Genomic DNA, 17,803 nt, shown 5'->3' on the forward strand with positions numbered 1-17,803 from the left:
CCGCTGCAACATCGAGTGACGCATGCCCGCCTATTCCACCCTGTCCCAAACAGTCCAAAGCCTGACCGACGGCGAGGATGACGTGATCGCGCTGATGGCCACCGTTGCCTGCGAAGTGCACCACAGCGATGCCCGCTTCGACTGGACCGGATTCTACCGCGTCACCGGCCCTGAAATGCTCAAGATCGGACCCTATCAGGGTGGGCATGGATGCCTGCACATCCCGTTTTCGCGTGGGGTTTGCGGGGCGGCGGCCCGCACGGGGCAGACGCAATTGGTGGCTGACGTAGACGCCTTTCCGGGCCACATCGCCTGCGCGACATCCACACGATCCGAACTGGTGATACCGGTACGAAACGGGGCGGGGGAGCTGATCGCCGTCTTCGATATCGACAGCGATCAACCGAGCGCATTCACTGAGCACGATGCAGAACAATTGGACGCAATTCTGACGGGCGTTTTCGGGCGGCTCTGAAAATCGGGCTTGATTTTTCACGCGGCTTGGATTTACGTGAAATTCGAACGGGATTTTTCACGAACCATGCTACAGACCAGCCCAACCACCGCACACAGCCTTGGCGCAGACCTGCGTGCGCTGCGCAAAGCGCGGGGGCTGACCTTGCAGGATATGGCGGATGTGCTGGGGCGCTCGGTTGGGTGGCTTAGCCAGGTGGAGCGGGACCTTTCCGAACCTTCGATCACGGACTTGCGCCATATCGCGGCCACGCTGGATATCGCGGTGTCCACCCTGTTTCGCCGCGGGGCTGCGCCTGCCTCCGAAGAGGGTTACGTGGTGCGCCATGGTGCCCGCCGTCCCATCGGATCCCGCGCCGCCGGGCTGGTCGAAGAACTGCTATCCCCTGATCTCACCGATGATTTCGAAATGGTCCACTCGACCTTTGAGGCGCATAGCGAAATCAGTGATGCCGTCACGCGCCCCACGCAAGAGGTGGGCTATCTGATCTCGGGCAGGCTGGACCTTGAGATTTCGGGCCAGACCTTTTCGATTGGGCCCGGCGACAGCTTTCGGGTGCGGGGCGAGCCGTTCCGTTGGAAAAACCCCTATGATCAGCCTGCCGTGGCGATCTGGGTCATCGCGCCGCCGGTCTACTGATGCCGTTTGAAGGGTGGATCATATTCGCGCTGTTCTGGGTGGTGTTCGTGACCACACCGGGCCCGAATGCGGTGAATTGCATCTCAAACGGAATGACATTGGGGATGCGTCGCGCGATGCCGGGTGTGCTGGCGATCCTGACCCAAGCGACCCTGTTTCTGATCCTGTCAGCCTTGGGCGTTACGGCCCTGATCGCCGCTTCACCTACCGCCTTCTGGATCGCCAAACTGATCGGAGCCGGGGTCCTGATCTATCTCGGCGTACGCGGCTGGATGCGGGCTGGCATACCGCCTGAGGTCGCCGATCAGACAGGCCGATCCATCTATCTGCGCGCCTTTGCGATCGCGACGATCAATCCCAAAAGCGTGGCGGGCTACCTGGCCGCCTTTTCGCAGTTCATCCAGCCGGGCATGCCCGGCTGGGATCAGATGTGGGTGATCATGCCCACGGCACTGACGATCACCGCGCTCAGCTATACCGGGTTCACCGCCCTTGGGGCAGGGATCGGACGGGCGGCCTTGGGCGCGGTGTTCAACATCTGGGTGCGTCGCGTGATGGCCGTGTGCTTTGTTATCTACGGTGTGCTTTTGGGCGCGTCTACTGCACCGGCGAGGGCCTGATATGCTGACTGGATCGTGCAACTGCAAAGCCATCACCTTCGAAGTGGCCAATACCATCCGCGCCAGCGCGTGCCATTGCGGGCAGTGCCGCAAGCAGTCGGGGCACCACTGGGCGTCGGGCCTTGCCCATGACAGCGATGTGACCATCACGGGGCCAGTCACCTGGTTCGCCTCAAGCCGAACCGCCAAGCGCGGCTTTTGCCCGACCTGCGGCTGCTTCCTGTTCTGGAAAATGGAAGGCGAGGCCAAGATCAGCTTCTCGCTTGGGACCATCGATGGGGCAACGGGCCTGCGCCTCGACCGACATATCTTTACCGCCGACAAGGGCGACTACTACGACATCGCGGACAACGTGCCGCAACGAAAGGACTAAGGGATGAGCGATTTTCCAACGACGGCCCGCGTGGTCATCATCGGCGGCGGCGTGGTGGGCACCTCGACGCTGTATCATCTGGCCAAGGCCGGCTGGACCGACTGCGTGCTGCTGGAAAAGAACGAGTTGACGGCCGGGTCCACCTGGCACGCGGCGGGCAACTGCCCCAACTTCTCGGGGTCCTGGGCTGTGATGAACATGCAGCGCTACGGGCTGGAAATGTATCGCACCCTCGCGGACGATGTGAACTATCCGATGAACTACCACGTCACCGGATCGCTGCGTCTCGCCCATTCCAAGGAACGGATGCAGGAATTCGAGCGGGTGTCGGGCATGGGCCGCTATCAGGGGCTCGAGATGCCAATCATGACGCCTGCCGAGATGCAGGACTACCACCCGTTCATGGAAACCCACGACCTTGCGGGCGGCATGTGGGATCCGCTGGACGGTGACATCGACCCCGCCCAGTTGACGCAAGCCTTGGCCAAGGGCGCGCGGGACGCTGGCGCACATATCGAACGGTTCTGCCCTGCGACGGGGATCGAGCGGGACGGCGACGAATGGGTCGTGAAGACCGACAAGGGCGACATCCGCTGCCAGTATGTCGCCAACTGCGCAGGCTATTATGCGCAGCGTGTGGGCGAGATGTTCAAACCCTTCGGCGGACGCACCGTGCCGATGGTCGTCATGTCCCACCAGTATTTCCTGACCGACGAGATCGCCGAAGTCGCCGCATGGACCAAGGAGAAGGGGCACAAGCTTCCCATCATCCGCGACGTCGACATCAGCTATTATCTGCGCCAGGACAAGAACGGGCTGAACCTTGGTCCGTACGAGCGCAACTGCAAGGCGCATTGGGTGACACCCTCCGATCCGATGCCCGAGGACTTCTCGTTCCAGCTTTATCCCGACGATCTCGAACGGCTTGAATTCTATATTGAAGACGCGATGGAGCGGGTGCCCGCGCTTGGCACTGCCGGGGTCGGGCGCAACATCAACGGCCCCATCCCCTATGCGCCCGATGGCTTGCCGATGATCGGCCCAATGCCGGGCGTCAAAAACGCGTTCGAGGGCCATTCGTTCACCTTCGGCATCGCCCAAGGCGGCGGGGCGGGCAAGGTTCTGTCAGAATGGATTATGCACGGCGAAACCGAGTGGGACATGTGGGCGACTGACCCGCGCCGCTACACCGACTATGCCGATCACGACTATTCCCTGGCCAAGGCGCTTGAGACCTATGGGCACGAATACGCGATGCATTTCCCGCATCACGAATGGCCTGCGGGACGCGACAAGAAACTCTCGCCGATCGACGACCGCATCCGGGCCGCGGGGGGGCAGATGGGTGCCTATAACGGATGGGAACGGGCCAACTGGTTCGCCAAGGACGGCGACGACACGTCTGAGGACGCGACGCACACATGGGATCGCAGCGGCCCATGGGCTCCGCGCGTCAAGGCCGAGGTCGAGGCCGTGCGCGACGGGGTCGGCGTGCTGGACCTGCCGGGCTTCTCGCGCTTTGAGTTGAGCGGCGAGGGTGCTGCGGAATGGCTGCGGGGCCGCATCGCAGGTGCCTTACCCAAGGCGGGCCGCATGACGCTTGGTTATTTCCCCGACAGCCGGGGGCGCATCCTGACGGAAATGTCGCTGGTCCGGCACGCCGAGGATCACTTTACGCTCATCACCGCCGCGACCGCGCAATGGCACGATTGGGATGTGCTGAACGACGCGCTGCCCGAGGGGCTGAGCCTCTCGGATCACACGACCGAACTGTCGACGCTGATCGTGAGCGGGCCGAAATCGCGTGCATTGTTCGAAAGTCTCAGCACCGAAGCGGACCTGTCGCTTGGCTGGTTGACCCATCAGGACGCCGTTGTCGCCGGAGTGAAATGTCGGTTGCTGCGGGTGTCCTTTGCGGGCGAATTGGGCTGGGAGGTGCACGCGCCGATGGCCGACATTCCCGCCCTTTATGATGCGATCATCGGGGCAGGGGCGACGCCCTTTGGGATGTACGCGCTGAACTCCATGCGGATGGAAAAAGGGTATCGGGCGTGGAAAGGTGACCTCAGCACCGACTACACCTTGTTCGAGGGCGGGCTGGACCGGTTCATCAAGCTCGACAAACCGCAGGACTTCCCCGGCAAGGCCGCGCTGCAGAACGAAAAGCAGCAAGGGTCGAAGAAGCGGTTCGTGACGATGCTGGTGGACGCGGGCGATCAGGACGCGCCCTATATGTCGACCATCTGGAGCGGGGATGAGGTTGTGGGCGAAACCACGTCGGGTGACTGGGGATACCGGATTGATGCCTCGATCGCGTTGGGTGTCGTGCGCACCGACTTGGCCGAGCCGGGCACCGACGTTGAGGTCGAAATCTTTGGCCAACGCTACAAGGCGACCGTGCAACCCGATCAACCTTTGTGGGACCCTGCCAACGAACGCTTGCGGGCGTGATCGTTTTCCGACACGGGAAACGAAACGGGCACTGCGCCGGTGCCTGTGCGCGCAAGGAGAAACGCTATGGCTGACATCACCCTTCTGGACGGGGGCATGGGACAAGAACTGGTCCACCGGGCAGGCGACAAGCTGACCCCGCTGTGGTCGACCCAGATCATGCTGGATCACCCCGGCATGGTCACCAGCGTCCACGCGGATTTCTTTGCAGCCGGAGCGACGGTAGCGACAACCAATAGCTACGCGATTCATCACGACCGTCTGGCGGGCACACCGGTCGAGGGTGCGTTCACGGCCTTGCACCAAAGCGCATTGTTTGAGGCGCGGACCGCGCGGCGCGAGCATGGAACGGGACGAATTGCCGGTGCGATTGGGCCGCTTGTGGCCAGCTATCGGCCTGACCTGCATCCTGCCTCGGATGTAGCGGTGCCCTTGTTTGCCGAGGTCACGGCCCTGCTTGCTCCTGCGTGCGACTTGCTGATCTGCGAAACGGTGGCCTCCATCGACCATGCGCGTGACATTCTTGCGGGCTGTGCAGACGCGGCCATCCCCGTGTGGTTGGCGATGACAGTGGATGACCGCGACGGCACAAAACTGCGCTCGGGTGAGCCGATTGCGGATGTGGTCCCTATCGCCGAAGCGGGTGCAACTGCGCTGCTGGTGAACTGCTCGACGCCGGAAGTGATCCCGGCGGCGCTGGCCTCCGTCGCCCACACCTCGCTGCCATTCGGGGCCTATGCCAATGGATTTGAACAGATCGCTGACGGCTTTCTTGAGGACAAACCTACCGTGGATAGCCTGACGCTGCGCCGCGACTTCACCCCCGAGCTTTACGCCGATCAGGTCATGACTTGGGTCGCAGCGGGGGCCACCATCGTGGGGGGATGCTGCGAAGTCAGCCCAGCCCATATCGCTGAAATCGCCCGTCGTCTGCGCGACGCGGGCCACACCATCGTCTGAGGAACCACACCAATGCCCGACCTTCCCAACTCTGCACGCGTCGTCATTATCGGTGGGGGCGTTATTGGCTGTTCTGTGGCCTATCACCTGACCAAGCTGGGCTGGAAAGATGTGGTGCTGTTGGAGCGCAAGCAGTTGACCAGTGGTACGACATGGCATGCGGCAGGGCTGATCGCGCAACTGCGCGCCACGGCGAACATGACCAAACTGGCCCGCTATTCGCAGGAACTTTATGGCGATCTGGAAGCGGAAACCGGGGTTGCCACGGGCTTTAAACGGGTGGGGTCCATCACGGCGGCTCTGACGGATGAACGGCTTGAGGAGTTGCGCCGCCAGGCGGGCATGGCGCGCGCCTTTGGGGTCGAGGTCGAGGAAATCTCGCCCGCGGAAGTGAAGGCGAAATACGAACACCTCAACATTGATGATGTGACGGGCGGCGTTTACCTGCCCCTCGACGGGCAGGGCGATCCGGCCAATATCGCGCTGGCCTTGGCCAAGGGCGCACGGCAACGCGGTGCCAAGGTGCAGGAACGGGTGGCCGTGACGCGGATAGCCCACGAGGGGCGACGGGTCACGGGCGTCGATTGGACTGGCGAGGATGGGACTGAGGGTCACATCACCTGCGACCATGTGGTCAACTGTGCGGGCATGTGGGGCCACGAGGTCGGGCGTATGGCAGGCGTGAACGTCCCACTGCAAGCCTGCGAACACTTCTATATCGTGACCGAAGCGATCAAGGATTTGCAGCAACTCCCCGTGCTGCGCGTGCCGGACGAGTGCGCCTATTATAAGGAAGACGCGGGCAAAATGCTACTGGGCGCGTTTGAGCCGAATGCAAAACCCTGGGCGGTGAAGGGCATCCCGCGCGACTTTGAATTCGACCAGCTGCCCGAGGATTTCGACCACTTTGAACCGATCCTCGAGGCGGCGGTGAACCGGATGCCGATGCTGGCCGAGGCGGGCATTCACACTTTCTTCAACGGCCCCGAAAGTTTCACGCCCGATGACGCCTATCACCTCGGTCTTGCTCCTGAGATGGACAATGTGTGGGTGGCCTGCGGGTTCAACTCCATTGGTATCCAGTCGGCAGGCGGTGCAGGCATGGCGCTGGCGCAATGGATGGAGGATGGCGCAAAACCCTTTGATCTGGGCGACGTGGACATTTCCCGGATGCAGCCGTTCATGGGCAACAAGACCTACCTGGCGGAACGCTCGACCGAGACCTTGGGCCTGCTCTATGCCGACCACTTTCCGTTCCGCCAAAAGGCGACGGCGCGGGGGGTGCGGCGCACCCCGTTCCATCACCACCTGCTGCAAAACGGCGCGGTGATGGGCGAGCTTGCGGGCTGGGAACGCGCCAACTGGTTTGCGCGGGAGGATCAGGAGGCGGCCTATGCGTATTCATGGAAACGGCAGAACTTCTTTGAGAACGTGGCCGCCGAACACCAGGCGGTGCGCGAGAATGTGGGCATGTATGACATGTCATCCTTTGGCAAAATCCGGGTCGAGGGGCGCGACGCCGAGGCGTTCATGAACTTTGTGGGCGGGGGCAACTATTCGGTGCCCAATGGCAAAATCGTCTATACCCAATTCCTGAACGAGCGCGCCGGGATCGAGGCGGACGTGACCGTCACCCGGTTGAGCGAAACCGCCTATCTGGTGGTCACCCCTGCCGCGACACGGCTGGCGGATCAGACTTGGATGCAGCGCCATGTGGGCGAGTTCAACGTGGTGATCACGGACGTGACGGCAGGCGAGGGTGTGCTGGCGGTGATGGGCCCCAACGCGCGCAAGTTGCTGAACGCGGTCAGCCCGGCGGACCTGTCCAATGCCGTGAACCCTTTCGGCACCGCGCAGGAGATCGAGATCGGCATGGGCCTCGCCCGCATCCACCGCGTCACCTACGTGGGCGAACTGGGTTGGGAGGTCTATGTCAGCGCGGATCAGTGCGGGCACGTGTTCGAAACCCTGCACGCGGCTGGCGAGGGGATGGGCGCAAAGCTGTGCGGGATGCACATGATGGACACCTGCCGCATCGAAAAGGGCTTTCGCCATTTCGGCCACGATATCACCTGCGAGGATCACGTGCTCGAGGCGGGCCTTGGCTTTGCGGTCAAGACCGACAAGCGGTCGTTCATCGGACGGGACGCGGTGCTGCGCAAGAAGGATGAGGGACTGGCGAGCCGCCTTGTGCAGTTCAGGCTGACCGACCCCGAGCCGCTGCTCTATCACAACGAGCCGATTGTGCGGGACGGCGAGATTGTCGGCTATCTCAGTTCAGGGGCGTATGGGCACCACCTCGGTGGGGCCATGGGCCTTGGCTATGTGCCGTGCAAAGGCGAGACGGCAGCGGACGTTCTTGCGTCGTCCTACGAGATCGACGTGGCGGGCACGCGCGTCAAGGCGGAGGCATCGCTGAAGCCGATGTATGATCCCAAATCCGAACGGGTGAAAGCGTGACGACCCTGTGACGGGGTGCTAGTCAGGGGGCGAAAGGACCCTCCCATGACGCAGACATCTGGTGATACACCGCAGGGCCTTGGCTTTGCGCTTGGGGCTTATGTCCTCTGGGGGTTCCTTCCACTTTACATGAAGTTGCTCAGCCATGTCGGCCCGGCCGAGGTGGTTGCGCACCGCGTTATCTGGTCGGTGCCTTTGGCAGGGGCTCTGCTGATTGCATTGCGGCGGACGGGCGATCTGCGCGCTGCGTTTTCCAGCCCGCGCACGCTGGCGATGGGCTGCGTGACAGCGGCGCTGATCACTGTGAACTGGGGCATATACGTGTGGGCGATCACGTCGGACCGCACCCTTGATGCGGCGCTTGGCTATTACATCAATCCGCTGTTTTCGGTGGCGTTGGGGGCGCTCTTGCTGCGCGAGCGGCTGACCGGCGCACAACTGGTGGCCATCGCGCTTGCGGCCTGTGCGGTCGCGGTCCTTGCGATCTCTGCCGGGTCGGTACCATGGGCGGCCATCGGGCTGACGGTGTCATGGGGGTTCTATGCGCTCGCCAAGAAACAACTGCCGATCGGACCGAACCAGGGGTTTCTGCTTGAGGTCCTGATCCTCCTGATCCCGGCGCTGGCCTATGTCGCTTGGCTCGGGTGGAAGGAGCAGGGGGTGTTTCTGTCTGGAGATGCCGAAACGAACTGGCTCTTGCTGGGGTGCGGTGCGGTCACGGCCATTCCGCTGATCCTCTATGCGAACGGAGCCAAAGGGTTGCGTCTGACCACCATTGCGATCCTGCAATACATCGCGCCGACGATGATTTTCCTCTGTGCCGTGATCGTGTTCAAGGAACCCTTCGGGCAGGCGCGCATGATCGCATTCCCGATGATCTGGACGGCGCTTGTCATCTATTCAGTATCGATGGTCCGCCAGATGCGCGCGGCACGCGCCTAGCGGGTTTCGAACCAGTCGCGGGCCAGGGTCGTCCAACCGCGCGGCAGGCCATGACCGCCATCATGCTCGCAAAACCGGATCGCACCTGCGCCGCAACTGTCATCCCATGTGCGGCACCGGAACTGATCATCGATCGTGATGGCGTCAGGATGGCTGCGACACTCATTGGCGGCGCGGGCAAGGGACAGGCTGTCCCACAGGCTGCCCTGATGCCAGTCACGAATGGCGCGCCCCTCGAAGGGGACCTGATTGTCCGCAAAGCCATGGATTTGGAGGAAGTTGACAGGCGCAGAGGGGCAGTCGGTGGTGTCATTGGGTTGGCGCAACGCGCCTGAGACGGATGCAAACCCCGCAAACTGCCCTGCGGCCTTGCACGCCATCAGCCAGGCCATTGAGCCACCAGCCGAAAAACCCGCGACATAGACCCGGTCCAGATCAATCGAGGCGCGCGCCGCCGCATCGGCAATCACATCAAGGGTAAAGGCCACATCATCGCGACTGCTGCCCTCGCGGCCCGCCCACCGACGAGTACTGCGCCCCTCAATCGGGGTGCCATTCGGCGCAATCAGCACGTACCCCGCACCCGCAAACTCGGACCGCAAACCGCCGCGAAAGATCATCTGCCCGGTCGCATTGTGCCCGTGAAAGAACACAAGCGCGGGTGCATCCTCTGCCACATCGTCAGGCACAAGCATGTGATAGGACCCGCCCGCAATCTCGCACGGAGCATCTGGCCCACAGGCCGCATGGGACAGGGAGGGAAGGACGGATAACAGGGCAATAATGTAACGCATGGATGCACAGTGCACATGTGCGCAACCGTTGACAGGCACAGCGCGCAGATGTCGCTGAATTGTGAAGGCTCTTGCGCTAGGGGCGCACATTTGACAGGCGAACGGCATGGATGACGCCTATACCCCGCCGCAGGACCCATTGGTGGTGCTGCATGATGACGCCGAGATGCTCGTGGTCGACAAACCTTCGGGGCTGTTGTCGGTGCCGGGCAAGGGTGCGGATCTGGCCGATTGTCTGATCGCGCGGGTGCAGGCGGTGTGGCCGCAGGCGCTGCTGGTGCATCGGCTGGACCGGGACACCAGCGGGGTCATGGTGTTCGGGCTCACGCCCCACGCGCAGCGGTTCCTGTCCAAGCAATTTGAACTGCGGGCCGCCAAGAAAACCTATGTGGCGCGGGTGTGGGGGCGGCTGACGCCCAAGACGGGCCGTGTCGATTTACCCCTGATCGTGGACTGGGAAAACCGGCCAAGACAGCATGTGAACCACGAGACGGGCAAAGCAGCGATCACCGATTGGCGGGTGCTGCGCGACAGCGCGCGCGAAAGCCGCGTGCGGCTGATGCCCAAGACCGGACGGAGTCATCAGTTGCGGGTCCACATGCTCGCACTGGGGCACCCGATCCTGGGCGACCCGTTCTACGCCACAGGAGAGGCGTTGGCCTTCGAGCGGCTGATGCTGCATTCCGAAGAGTTGCGGATCAAACATCCCGACAGCGGCAAGATGATGCGGTTCCGACAATCCGCACCGTTCTGACCCGCCACCACTTGCGCAATCACCCCACCTTGGCAGGCCGGAGCAGACGAAAGCATCGTCCGCCCCTTCCTTTCGCCAAAAATACCTCGGGGGGCCCGCAGGGCGGGGGCAGCGCCCCCTTATCCCGTCAGTCTGTCGACCAACCCGATACGGACTTCACTTCGAGGAAATCTTCGATCCCCCAAATGCCGCCTTCGCGCCCGTTGCCCGATTGCTTCATCCCACCGAACGGCGATCCGGCCGCGCGGGAGGTGCCGTTCATTTCCACCATGCCGGACCGCAACCGCGTGGCCATCCGGTTCAGTCGTGCCCCATCTTGTGTCTGGACATAGTTGGTCAGGCCGTAGGGCGTGTCATTGGCGATTTCGACAGCCTCTTCTTCGGTATCAAAGGGGATGATGGACAGGACGGGCCCAAAAATCTCTTCGCGCGCGATGGTCATGTCGTTGTTGACGTCCGCGAACACTGTGGGGCGCACATAGAACCCCTTGTTGAAGCCCTCGGGGCGGCCCGTGCCACCGGCGACAAGCTTGGCCCCCTCATCAATGCCTTTCTGGATCAGATCCTGGATCTTGTTCCATTGCACTTCGTTCACGACAGGCCCAATGTGGCGGCCCGCCTCACTCGCGGGGCCGACAGTGACCTTGCCTGCCACCTCCGCGGCCTCCTGCACCGCCGCCTCATATTTGGCGCGTTGCACCAGCATCCGCGAGGGCGCGTTACAGGATTGCCCGGTATTGTTCATGATATGGAGCACACCGCGTTTGACGGCCTTTTCGTCCGCATCCTCGAAAATCAGGTTGGCCCCTTTGCCCCCCAATTCGAGGTGGACGCGTTTCAGTGTCTCAGCCGCGTTCTTGGAAATCAGGCGGCCCGCACGGGACGAACCGGTAAAGCTGACCATGTCGACATCCGGGTGACCCGACAGGGTGGTGCCCACACCGGGGCCATCACCGTTCACCATATTGAAGACACCCGGCGGAAAGCCCGCCTCGTGCATCATCTCGGCAAAGATGATGGCATTCAGCGGCGACTCTTCGCTTGGCTTCAGAACCATCGTGCATCCCGCAATGGCGGCTGCCCCGACCTTGAGGGTGATCTGGTTCATCGGCCAGTTCCAAGGCGTGATGAGGGCCGCAACCCCCACCGGTTCGTGGATGATCCGGTCGTTGGGGGCGTGATCGCCCAAAGCATGGTTGAAGTCGAACCCCTTGGCCGCATCAATAAAGTTCTTCAGGTGCCATGTGCCTGCGCCGACCTGCTGGCTGCGCGACATGTCTATCGGCGCGCCCATTTCGGCGGACATTGCGCCTGCCAGGTCCTCGGCGCGGGCTTCGTACACGCTGATCAGTTTTTCGACCAATGCGATTCGCTCGGCAACAGGGGTCGCCATCCATGCAGGAAACGCCGCCTTGGCCGCCGCAATCGCAGCCTCTGCATCTTCGGCACCCCCAAGCGAGATCACGGCCGCTGGTTCCTCGGTCGAGGGGTCAATCACGTGATGGTCCTTGCCGTTTTGCGGAGCGACCCATTGGCCGTTGATGTAAAAATCGCGTTTCTCGAGCATGGCTGTGCCTTTCGTTGACGTTTGGCGAAACTCTGACACCGCTGGGACGCGCCCACAAGTGGGCCCACACATCAGGGGATGAAAACGCCGACGCGATGTCTTAGGATACTTCGCAACATCAACCATTCCCGACGGAGGACACCATGGGTTTGCGCATTAACGACACGATCCCGGATTTGACGGTCGAAACAGACCACGGGACGATTTCGCTGCATGACTGGATCGGGGACAGCTGGGCGATCCTGTTTTCGCATCCCAAGGATTTCACTCCGGTCTGCACAACCGAATTCGGCGCGGTCGCGCAACTGGCTGATGAGTGGGACAAGCGCGGCACAAAGGTCATCGGCGTTTCGGTGGACGGTGTAGAGGATCACAAGAAATGGAAAGGTGACATTGAAAAGGTCGCTGGCACCACGGCGGGATTCCCGATCATCGCCGATTCCGGCCTTGAGGTGTCAAAGGCGTTCGACATGTTGCCCGCCGAAGCCTACCTGCCCGATGGCCGCACACCTGCTGATAGCGCGACTGTCCGGTCCGTATTCATCATTGGCCCTGACAAGCAATTGAAGCTGTCGATGACCTATCCGATGACGGTTGGCCGCAACTTTGCCGAGGTGCTGCGCGCGCTTGACGGTTTGCAAACGTCGACCGGCAAGGGCGTCGCAACGCCCGCCAACTGGAATGTGGGCGATGATGTGATTATCCCCGCGACTGTGTCGGATGAAGATGCCAAAGCGAAATTTGGCGAATTCACAACCGTGCTGCCTTATTTGCGGACGACCAAGGCACCGAGCTAATCACATCGACTGGGGCGGTCCGCGTCTTTGGACCGCCCATCCCATTTGATCATCCCTTCTGGTGGTCCGAAAACTGAAATTGCCGGTATGGACCAGCGACTGCCGAGGCCGTCCCGAAGTCTTTTCTGAAAAACAGCTATGTTAATGTTGTGGGCCGGGCGATGCTGGACCCTTGGCCCGACATTGACTATGGACCGGGTCATACTGTGACCCGAGGTAAGTGTATGGCGTCCAAGGCCAAGACCTTTTTCTATCAGCTTCTTCGCAACGTCCGATCAAAGCAGGGCGTAGAGCGCATTGGCTGGATTGCGGTGCTTGTCTTGCTCTTGCCGGTGGCCTTGCCAATCTTGATCGCAAAGATGCTGGTAAAGGCTGTGCTGAGCCGGTTGTTTCCGGACTACTATCGGGGCAATGCGCCTTATTTTGTCAAACGTGCAACAGCATCCGCACCCGATATCGATCCGGTTGCCGAGGACGCTGCGCGTGCGCTCCCTGACACCTATGCTTTGATCCGGATCGTCGGCAACGACCTGCCTCCGCGGCATGCTCTGGGACAGTCATTACAGAACGTTGAATTCATCCTGGAAAACGAACCGGAGTTTGAAAACTGTCAAAAGATGTGGGTGCTCAACCGTATCCGCGACGCGGATCAGGAACGTCGTCTTATCGCCGCGTTCGAGGCTGCGGGCCATGCCTACAAGCGACTACCCTTTGTTCTTGATGACTACGCAGAGGTGCCACTTGATCTGACAAAGCTTCCGTCAGCCGACTACATCTTCACGGATGCATTTGAGCAACTTGAAGAAGAGCAAAAGCACCGGGCTATCGCGTCCATCTATCGCCACAAGAATATCCACGTGATGCACAACAACGGGTCACGCAACATTGCGCTGGATTGGGGGCGTGAAAATGCGAAATGGGTTTTGCCTTGGGACGGAAACTGCTTTCTCACCGTCGAGGACTGGGCGAGCGTTGTAAAGGATATCCAAGAACAGCAAGCGTGTCGGTATTTCGTTGTTCCTATGGCCCGATTGGGATCGAACAAGAAAGCCTTTGACACATGGGACCCTAGAGACGCCTCGGAAGAGCCCCAAATCGCCTTCCGTTTCGATGCCAAAGAGCGGTTTGACGAGCGTTTCCCCTATGGCCGCCGTCCTAAAGTCGAGCTGTTGGTTCGGCTCGGCGTGAAGGGGCCTTGGAGCACCGGGCGGATGGACCCGTGGGACCTGGATAGCACGCCGCTCGTGCCTGGCTCTCATTTGGTGGGTAATGCTGGCATGGTCCGCCGCCTTGCATCTGGTCAGGCGCAATTGGAAGTGGGCGGCGCTCAGGGGCAAAGAGACCGAACCTATGCCCGCAATGATGCAATTGTTGCGCAACTGAAGTCGCTTGATCACCAGGTTATCGAGCGTCGCGGTTTCGATCCCCGAGTTCCAGTGTTTTACGACACGGAGACTTTGGCGCGCCTTGGGCAGGAGCCGACCTTAGATCATAGAAAGCGTTTGCGTGAGGCGGCCGATACCGCGCTTGGCCGTGGCCCGTTTTCGGTGTTTGACAAAACCGAGACTGCGCCGAGTGGCGACAAGGCTGACTATCTGGAGCTTGCGCCTTATTGGTGGCCCGACTCGCAGCGTAAGGATGGTACCCCCTATATCCGGCGCACCGAAGAGCGACTGCCAGACACGGTCCTTTATGCTCCGGAAAGTGACGCCTTTGATCGTACCCGCCTGCAGCATGTGTTTGATGATGCAACAGCGTGCAGTCTCGCATGGGCGGTATCTGGCGCACCGCAATACCGCGATCATGCCCGCCAATTGATCAAGGCGTGGTTCCTGAAACAGGAGACCGCGATGACGCCGCATCTGCGCTATGCTCAGGTGCGCCGCGGGCACAACGGGAACACGGGCGACAAAGCCGGGATCATCGCGTTCAAGGATATCGGGTATTTGCTGGACGGGGTGCGGATGTTGGATGATCCGGACCTGAGCGCGGACTTGGCGGACTGGCTGCGACCCTATCGCGACTGGCTTTTGAACAGCGCGCAGGGCAAGGGCGCGCGCAGCAGTGCGAACAGCCTTGGTGTCTTCTATGACCTTCAGCTTGGCTCAATCGCGGCCTTTCTTGACGATGCCGATACGCTGATGGACTGCTATCTGAACTCGACCGCCCGTCTGAAAACGCATTTTGATGATGAGGGGGGGCAGCCTCAGGAACTACAGCGCCCGGGGGGGCAACATCATTGTGCCTTTAACCTCGGTGGATGGCTAAGCCTCTACCGCTTGTACCAATCGTGTGGGTTTGCACTCGAACATCAGCCGGAGTTCGCAAGATTGCACAAAGGGGTGGCATGGTTTCTGTCGCATCGGGGGGCTGAGTGGCCCCATGCTCAAGGTTCGGATTTTGATGAGGACCGATGCACGGCACTCGCGATGCTCGCAGGCGGCGTTGGCATCGAAGTGGCGGTGCGGGCGGGCGACAGCGACATTGCGCGCCAAAAGCCCCGGTTTCACCCCCATGACGGGCTTCCCGGCTTTTGGCCGCTGATGTTGGGTGCAGACCGTGCCGGTTCAGTCATGGGTCGGACGCCCGCCACGCCTCAGCACGTGGACGCAGTCGAAGGTACAGCCAAGGCGTTACCTTAGCATCGTGTTCCGCGGTTATGACTTCCGTGAGGTCACGCGCATTGACGTCAGGGGGCAGGAAGCTGATATATAGCGCAAGCGGACAGCGGATGTCGTCGGATCAGATCAACGATACAAACCTCCAGCCATAGCCATCGCCCTGAGTTCGTGCGATGCGTAGCGCCCAAACTCCAGTCAGAATGCAGAGTGCAACATGATCGAACCTGAAAGCAGTTCCAAGGGTATCACGGGGCAGGAAACCACAGCGACAGGCATCCGCCTGATCCGCGAGGCGCTGCCACCACGCTGGAAGCTGTATGCACTGTCCGTCATCTGCATGCTTGGCGTTGCCGGGTTCACGGGCGCGCTCGCATATTCCACCCGCCTTATCGTGAACGACGTCTTTGTGGCGGGGGACGCAAAGGCGGCTTACTCGGTCGCCTTGCTTGTGGTGGCCGTGGCCTTTGGCAAGGCGTTCTCGGTCTATGCAAATGCGGTCGTCAAGACCGTGTTCAAGCGATCCGTCATATCGCACTATCAAAAGCTGACGTTCCGGCGACTGGTATTGCAGGAAACCCGGTTCTTTGCGGACACTCATGCAAGTATGCAGATGGCGCAGCTCAAGCTGTTCGGGAACGCGTGTGGATCGACCGTCGTTGGGGTAACCAATACGATGTTCACCGACATCATGACCGTGACCGTCCTGTTTGGTGTCATGTTCTTTCAGGACCCCCTGATGACGCTGTTATGCTCAATGATTCTGCCAGTGATCTTTTTGACGGTGACTTTGTTGTCCCGTCGGGTGCGTGAGCTGGCAAGCGCGGAGCGTGCGCTGGATGGTGCCTATTTCGCCGTGGGGGCCGAGACCTTTGAAGGGATCAAGACCGTCAAGGTCTATGGTCTGGAAAGCAAATCGGTCGGCCGTTTCGAAGGGGCCGTGACGGCGCTGGAAGACCGGATGCTGTCGATCGCCCGGATTACGTCGGCGACAAGCCCGCTGATGGAATTTCTGGGCGGGATCGTGATTGGTCTTTTCGTGATCTATGCCGCGTGGCAGACGATGACCTTTGGCAAGACACCGGGGGAATTCACCGCCTTTATCACAGCCTTCCTGATGGCCTACCAGCCAGCCTCTCGGCTGTCCAAAGTCTGGGTCGATATTCAGAAATCGCTGGTACACACCGGTCGCATGTACAAGATATTGGATCGGCCCATCCCCCTGCAATCCAACGGTGCCGAGGTTCTTGCACCGGGCGAAAACTCCATTTCGTTTGAAGATGTAAGCTTTGAATACGAGAAGGGCGCGCCTGCCCTGCGGAACGTGTCTGTTGATATCAAGGCGGGGGAAAAAGTTGCCATCATCGGACGCTCCGGCTCTGGCAAAAGCACGCTGATCGATCTTGTACTGCGGTTTTATGACCCAACAAGCGGTACCATCCGCATCGGGGGATACAACGCGACTGACATCTCCAACGAATCCATGCGCGCGTCCACGGCGCTGATCAGCCAGGACGTCTTTCTGTTTGACAGTACGATCCTTGAGAACATCCGCGACGGCAATGCCGGTGCCTCTGACGAGGATGTGGAGCGTGCCGCCCGTCGCGCGGCCTTGACCGAAACACTGGACAACATGCCCGCTGGTCTGCAAACCGTCGTTGGCCCGAATGGCTCGGCGCTGTCAGGTGGTCAGAAACAGCGGATCGGGATCGCGCGGGCCTTGGTCAAGAATGCGGACATTTGCGTCTTTGACGAGGCCACCAGCGCCCTCGACGTCGAAACCGAACAGCAAGTCTTGGAAAGTGTGACTAAGGAGCTTGAAAACAAGACCGTCCTGTTTGTCACGCATCGTCCGGCGACGCTTGACTATGTCGACCGTATTTTGCTGCTGGACGATGGGCGCCTGGTCTCTATCGGCACCAAGGAAGAGCTGGAAAGCGGAAGTGAGCAGTACCGCGCCTTGCTAAATATTGCGATGAAGGGAAGCTGATGGGTGCAGACCTGTTGACCTTTTGATTAGGTCATGCAGCAGCCTCTGCACAGGCCTCACCTTTCAAGCGGTATGTTGGTCTGATCGTGATGGGAGCGGGTTGATGTAGGTATTCGCCGATGCGCGTCAGTCAGCGCCTAGGGGTTCTGAAATGTGCTGATCTTGATGCTGGAACGAACAAGAATGGTGGAGCATAGCGGGATCGAACCGCTGTACTCAGCGTAGCGGCCTTGGCCGATGCGCGTCAGTCAGCGCCTACGGGTTCTGAAATGTGCTGATCTTGATGCTGGAACGAACAAGAATGGTGGAGCATAGCGGGATCGAACCGCTGTACTCAGCGTAGCGGCCTTGGCCGATGCGCGT

At 60.8% G+C, this 17,803-nt stretch carries 14 protein-coding genes; 12 read left to right on the forward strand and 2 right to left on the reverse strand.

The window, feature by feature from the left end:
- Positions 1 to 22 precede the first annotated feature (22 nt).
- The 8 genes from Q0908_RS13770 (at position 23) to rarD (ending at position 8,920) form a co-directional block, all read left to right on the forward strand.
- Positions 23 to 475 carry a GAF domain-containing protein gene (locus Q0908_RS13770; RefSeq protein ID WP_299285425.1) on the forward strand — a complete coding sequence of 151 codons (453 nt, stop codon included), beginning with the start codon at positions 23 to 25 and terminating at the stop codon, positions 473 to 475.
- 66 nt (positions 476 to 541) lie between these two features.
- Positions 542 to 1,114, forward strand: coding sequence for a helix-turn-helix domain-containing protein (locus Q0908_RS13775; RefSeq protein WP_299285427.1), 573 nt, complete (start codon positions 542 to 544; stop codon positions 1,112 to 1,114).
- Complete coding sequence (locus Q0908_RS13780) at positions 1,114 to 1,734, forward strand: LysE family transporter (protein WP_299285429.1); 621 nt, start codon at positions 1,114 to 1,116, stop codon at positions 1,732 to 1,734. Before Q0908_RS13775 ends, Q0908_RS13780 begins: the two co-directional genes overlap by 1 nt.
- A gap of 1 nt (position 1,735) precedes the next feature.
- Complete coding sequence (locus tag Q0908_RS13785) at positions 1,736 to 2,107, forward strand: GFA family protein (RefSeq protein ID WP_299285432.1); 372 nt, start codon at positions 1,736 to 1,738, stop codon at positions 2,105 to 2,107.
- A gap of 3 nt (positions 2,108 to 2,110) precedes the next feature.
- Entirely contained in the window at positions 2,111 to 4,558 is a 2,448-nt protein-coding gene (locus tag Q0908_RS13790) for an FAD-dependent oxidoreductase (RefSeq protein WP_299285435.1), read from the forward strand.
- A 66-nt stretch (positions 4,559 to 4,624) separates the two neighbouring features.
- Positions 4,625 to 5,518, forward strand: coding sequence for a homocysteine S-methyltransferase family protein (locus Q0908_RS13795; protein WP_299285438.1), 894 nt, complete (start codon positions 4,625 to 4,627; stop codon positions 5,516 to 5,518).
- A gap of 12 nt (positions 5,519 to 5,530) precedes the next feature.
- Positions 5,531 to 7,978: an FAD-dependent oxidoreductase gene (locus Q0908_RS13800; RefSeq protein WP_299285440.1), complete on the forward strand. Its 2,448-nt coding sequence runs from the start codon at positions 5,531 to 5,533 to the stop codon at positions 7,976 to 7,978.
- A gap of 45 nt (positions 7,979 to 8,023) precedes the next feature.
- Positions 8,024 to 8,920: an EamA family transporter RarD gene (rarD, locus tag Q0908_RS13805; protein ID WP_299285443.1), complete on the forward strand. Its 897-nt coding sequence runs from the start codon at positions 8,024 to 8,026 to the stop codon at positions 8,918 to 8,920.
- On the opposite strand, the gene Q0908_RS13810 is transcribed toward rarD, so the two are convergent.
- A complete protein-coding gene (locus tag Q0908_RS13810) occupies positions 8,917 to 9,714 on the reverse strand; it encodes an alpha/beta fold hydrolase (RefSeq protein ID WP_299285446.1) in 798 nt (265 codons plus the stop codon). The genes rarD and Q0908_RS13810 overlap by 4 nt on opposite strands.
- A 106-nt stretch (positions 9,715 to 9,820) precedes the next feature.
- On the opposite strand from Q0908_RS13810, the gene Q0908_RS13815 reads away from it, so the two are divergent.
- Positions 9,821 to 10,468, forward strand: coding sequence for a pseudouridine synthase (locus tag Q0908_RS13815; protein WP_299285449.1), 648 nt, complete (start codon positions 9,821 to 9,823; stop codon positions 10,466 to 10,468).
- Positions 10,469 to 10,595: 127 nt separating this feature from the next.
- Here Q0908_RS13815 and Q0908_RS13820 read toward each other — a convergent pair whose 3' ends face one another.
- The gene (locus Q0908_RS13820) at positions 10,596 to 12,035 is read right to left on the reverse strand and encodes an aldehyde dehydrogenase family protein (protein WP_299285452.1); all 1,440 of its coding nucleotides are present in this window, start codon (positions 12,033 to 12,035) and stop codon (positions 10,596 to 10,598) included.
- A 143-nt stretch (positions 12,036 to 12,178) separates the two neighbouring features.
- Between Q0908_RS13820 and Q0908_RS13825 the strand changes: the two genes are divergently transcribed.
- The 3 genes from Q0908_RS13825 (at position 12,179) to Q0908_RS13835 (ending at position 17,440) form a co-directional block, all read left to right on the forward strand.
- The gene (locus Q0908_RS13825) at positions 12,179 to 12,832 is read left to right on the forward strand and encodes a peroxiredoxin (RefSeq protein ID WP_299285454.1); all 654 of its coding nucleotides are present in this window, start codon (positions 12,179 to 12,181) and stop codon (positions 12,830 to 12,832) included.
- Positions 12,833 to 12,993: 161 nt separating this feature from the next.
- A complete protein-coding gene (locus Q0908_RS13830; protein ID WP_299285456.1) occupies positions 12,994 to 15,474 on the forward strand; it encodes an alginate lyase family protein in 2,481 nt (826 codons plus the stop codon).
- Between the two features lie 193 nt (positions 15,475 to 15,667).
- Entirely contained in the window at positions 15,668 to 17,440 is a 1,773-nt protein-coding gene (locus tag Q0908_RS13835; RefSeq protein ID WP_299285459.1) for an ABC transporter ATP-binding protein, read from the forward strand.
- The last annotated feature ends 363 nt before the right edge of the window (positions 17,441 to 17,803 follow it).

The organism is uncultured Tateyamaria sp. (genome assembly GCF_947494755.1).
In the GTDB taxonomy this organism is placed as follows: Bacteria; Pseudomonadota; Alphaproteobacteria; order Rhodobacterales; family Rhodobacteraceae; genus Tateyamaria.

Coding starts and splice junctions, on each gene's coding strand:
- Q0908_RS13770 (WP_299285425.1), top strand. CDS start 23: ATGCCCGCCTATTCCACCCTGTCCCAAACAGTCCAAAGCCTGACCGAC.
- Q0908_RS13815 (WP_299285449.1), top strand. CDS start 9,821: ATGGATGACGCCTATACCCCGCCGCAGGACCCATTGGTGGTGCTGCAT.
- Q0908_RS13780 (WP_299285429.1), top strand. CDS start 1,114: ATGCCGTTTGAAGGGTGGATCATATTCGCGCTGTTCTGGGTGGTGTTC.
- rarD (WP_299285443.1), top strand. CDS start 8,024: ATGACGCAGACATCTGGTGATACACCGCAGGGCCTTGGCTTTGCGCTT.
- Q0908_RS13785 (WP_299285432.1), top strand. CDS start 1,736: ATGCTGACTGGATCGTGCAACTGCAAAGCCATCACCTTCGAAGTGGCC.
- Q0908_RS13790 (WP_299285435.1), top strand. CDS start 2,111: ATGAGCGATTTTCCAACGACGGCCCGCGTGGTCATCATCGGCGGCGGC.
- Q0908_RS13830 (WP_299285456.1), top strand. CDS start 12,994: ATGCTGGACCCTTGGCCCGACATTGACTATGGACCGGGTCATACTGTG.
- Q0908_RS13835 (WP_299285459.1), top strand. CDS start 15,668: ATGATCGAACCTGAAAGCAGTTCCAAGGGTATCACGGGGCAGGAAACC.
- Q0908_RS13795 (WP_299285438.1), top strand. CDS start 4,625: ATGGCTGACATCACCCTTCTGGACGGGGGCATGGGACAAGAACTGGTC.
- Q0908_RS13825 (WP_299285454.1), top strand. CDS start 12,179: ATGGGTTTGCGCATTAACGACACGATCCCGGATTTGACGGTCGAAACA.
- Q0908_RS13820 (WP_299285452.1), bottom strand. CDS start 12,035: ATGCTCGAGAAACGCGATTTTTACATCAACGGCCAATGGGTCGCTCCG.
- Q0908_RS13800 (WP_299285440.1), top strand. CDS start 5,531: ATGCCCGACCTTCCCAACTCTGCACGCGTCGTCATTATCGGTGGGGGC.
- Q0908_RS13810 (WP_299285446.1), bottom strand. CDS start 9,714: ATGCGTTACATTATTGCCCTGTTATCCGTCCTTCCCTCCCTGTCCCAT.
- Q0908_RS13775 (WP_299285427.1), top strand. CDS start 542: ATGCTACAGACCAGCCCAACCACCGCACACAGCCTTGGCGCAGACCTG.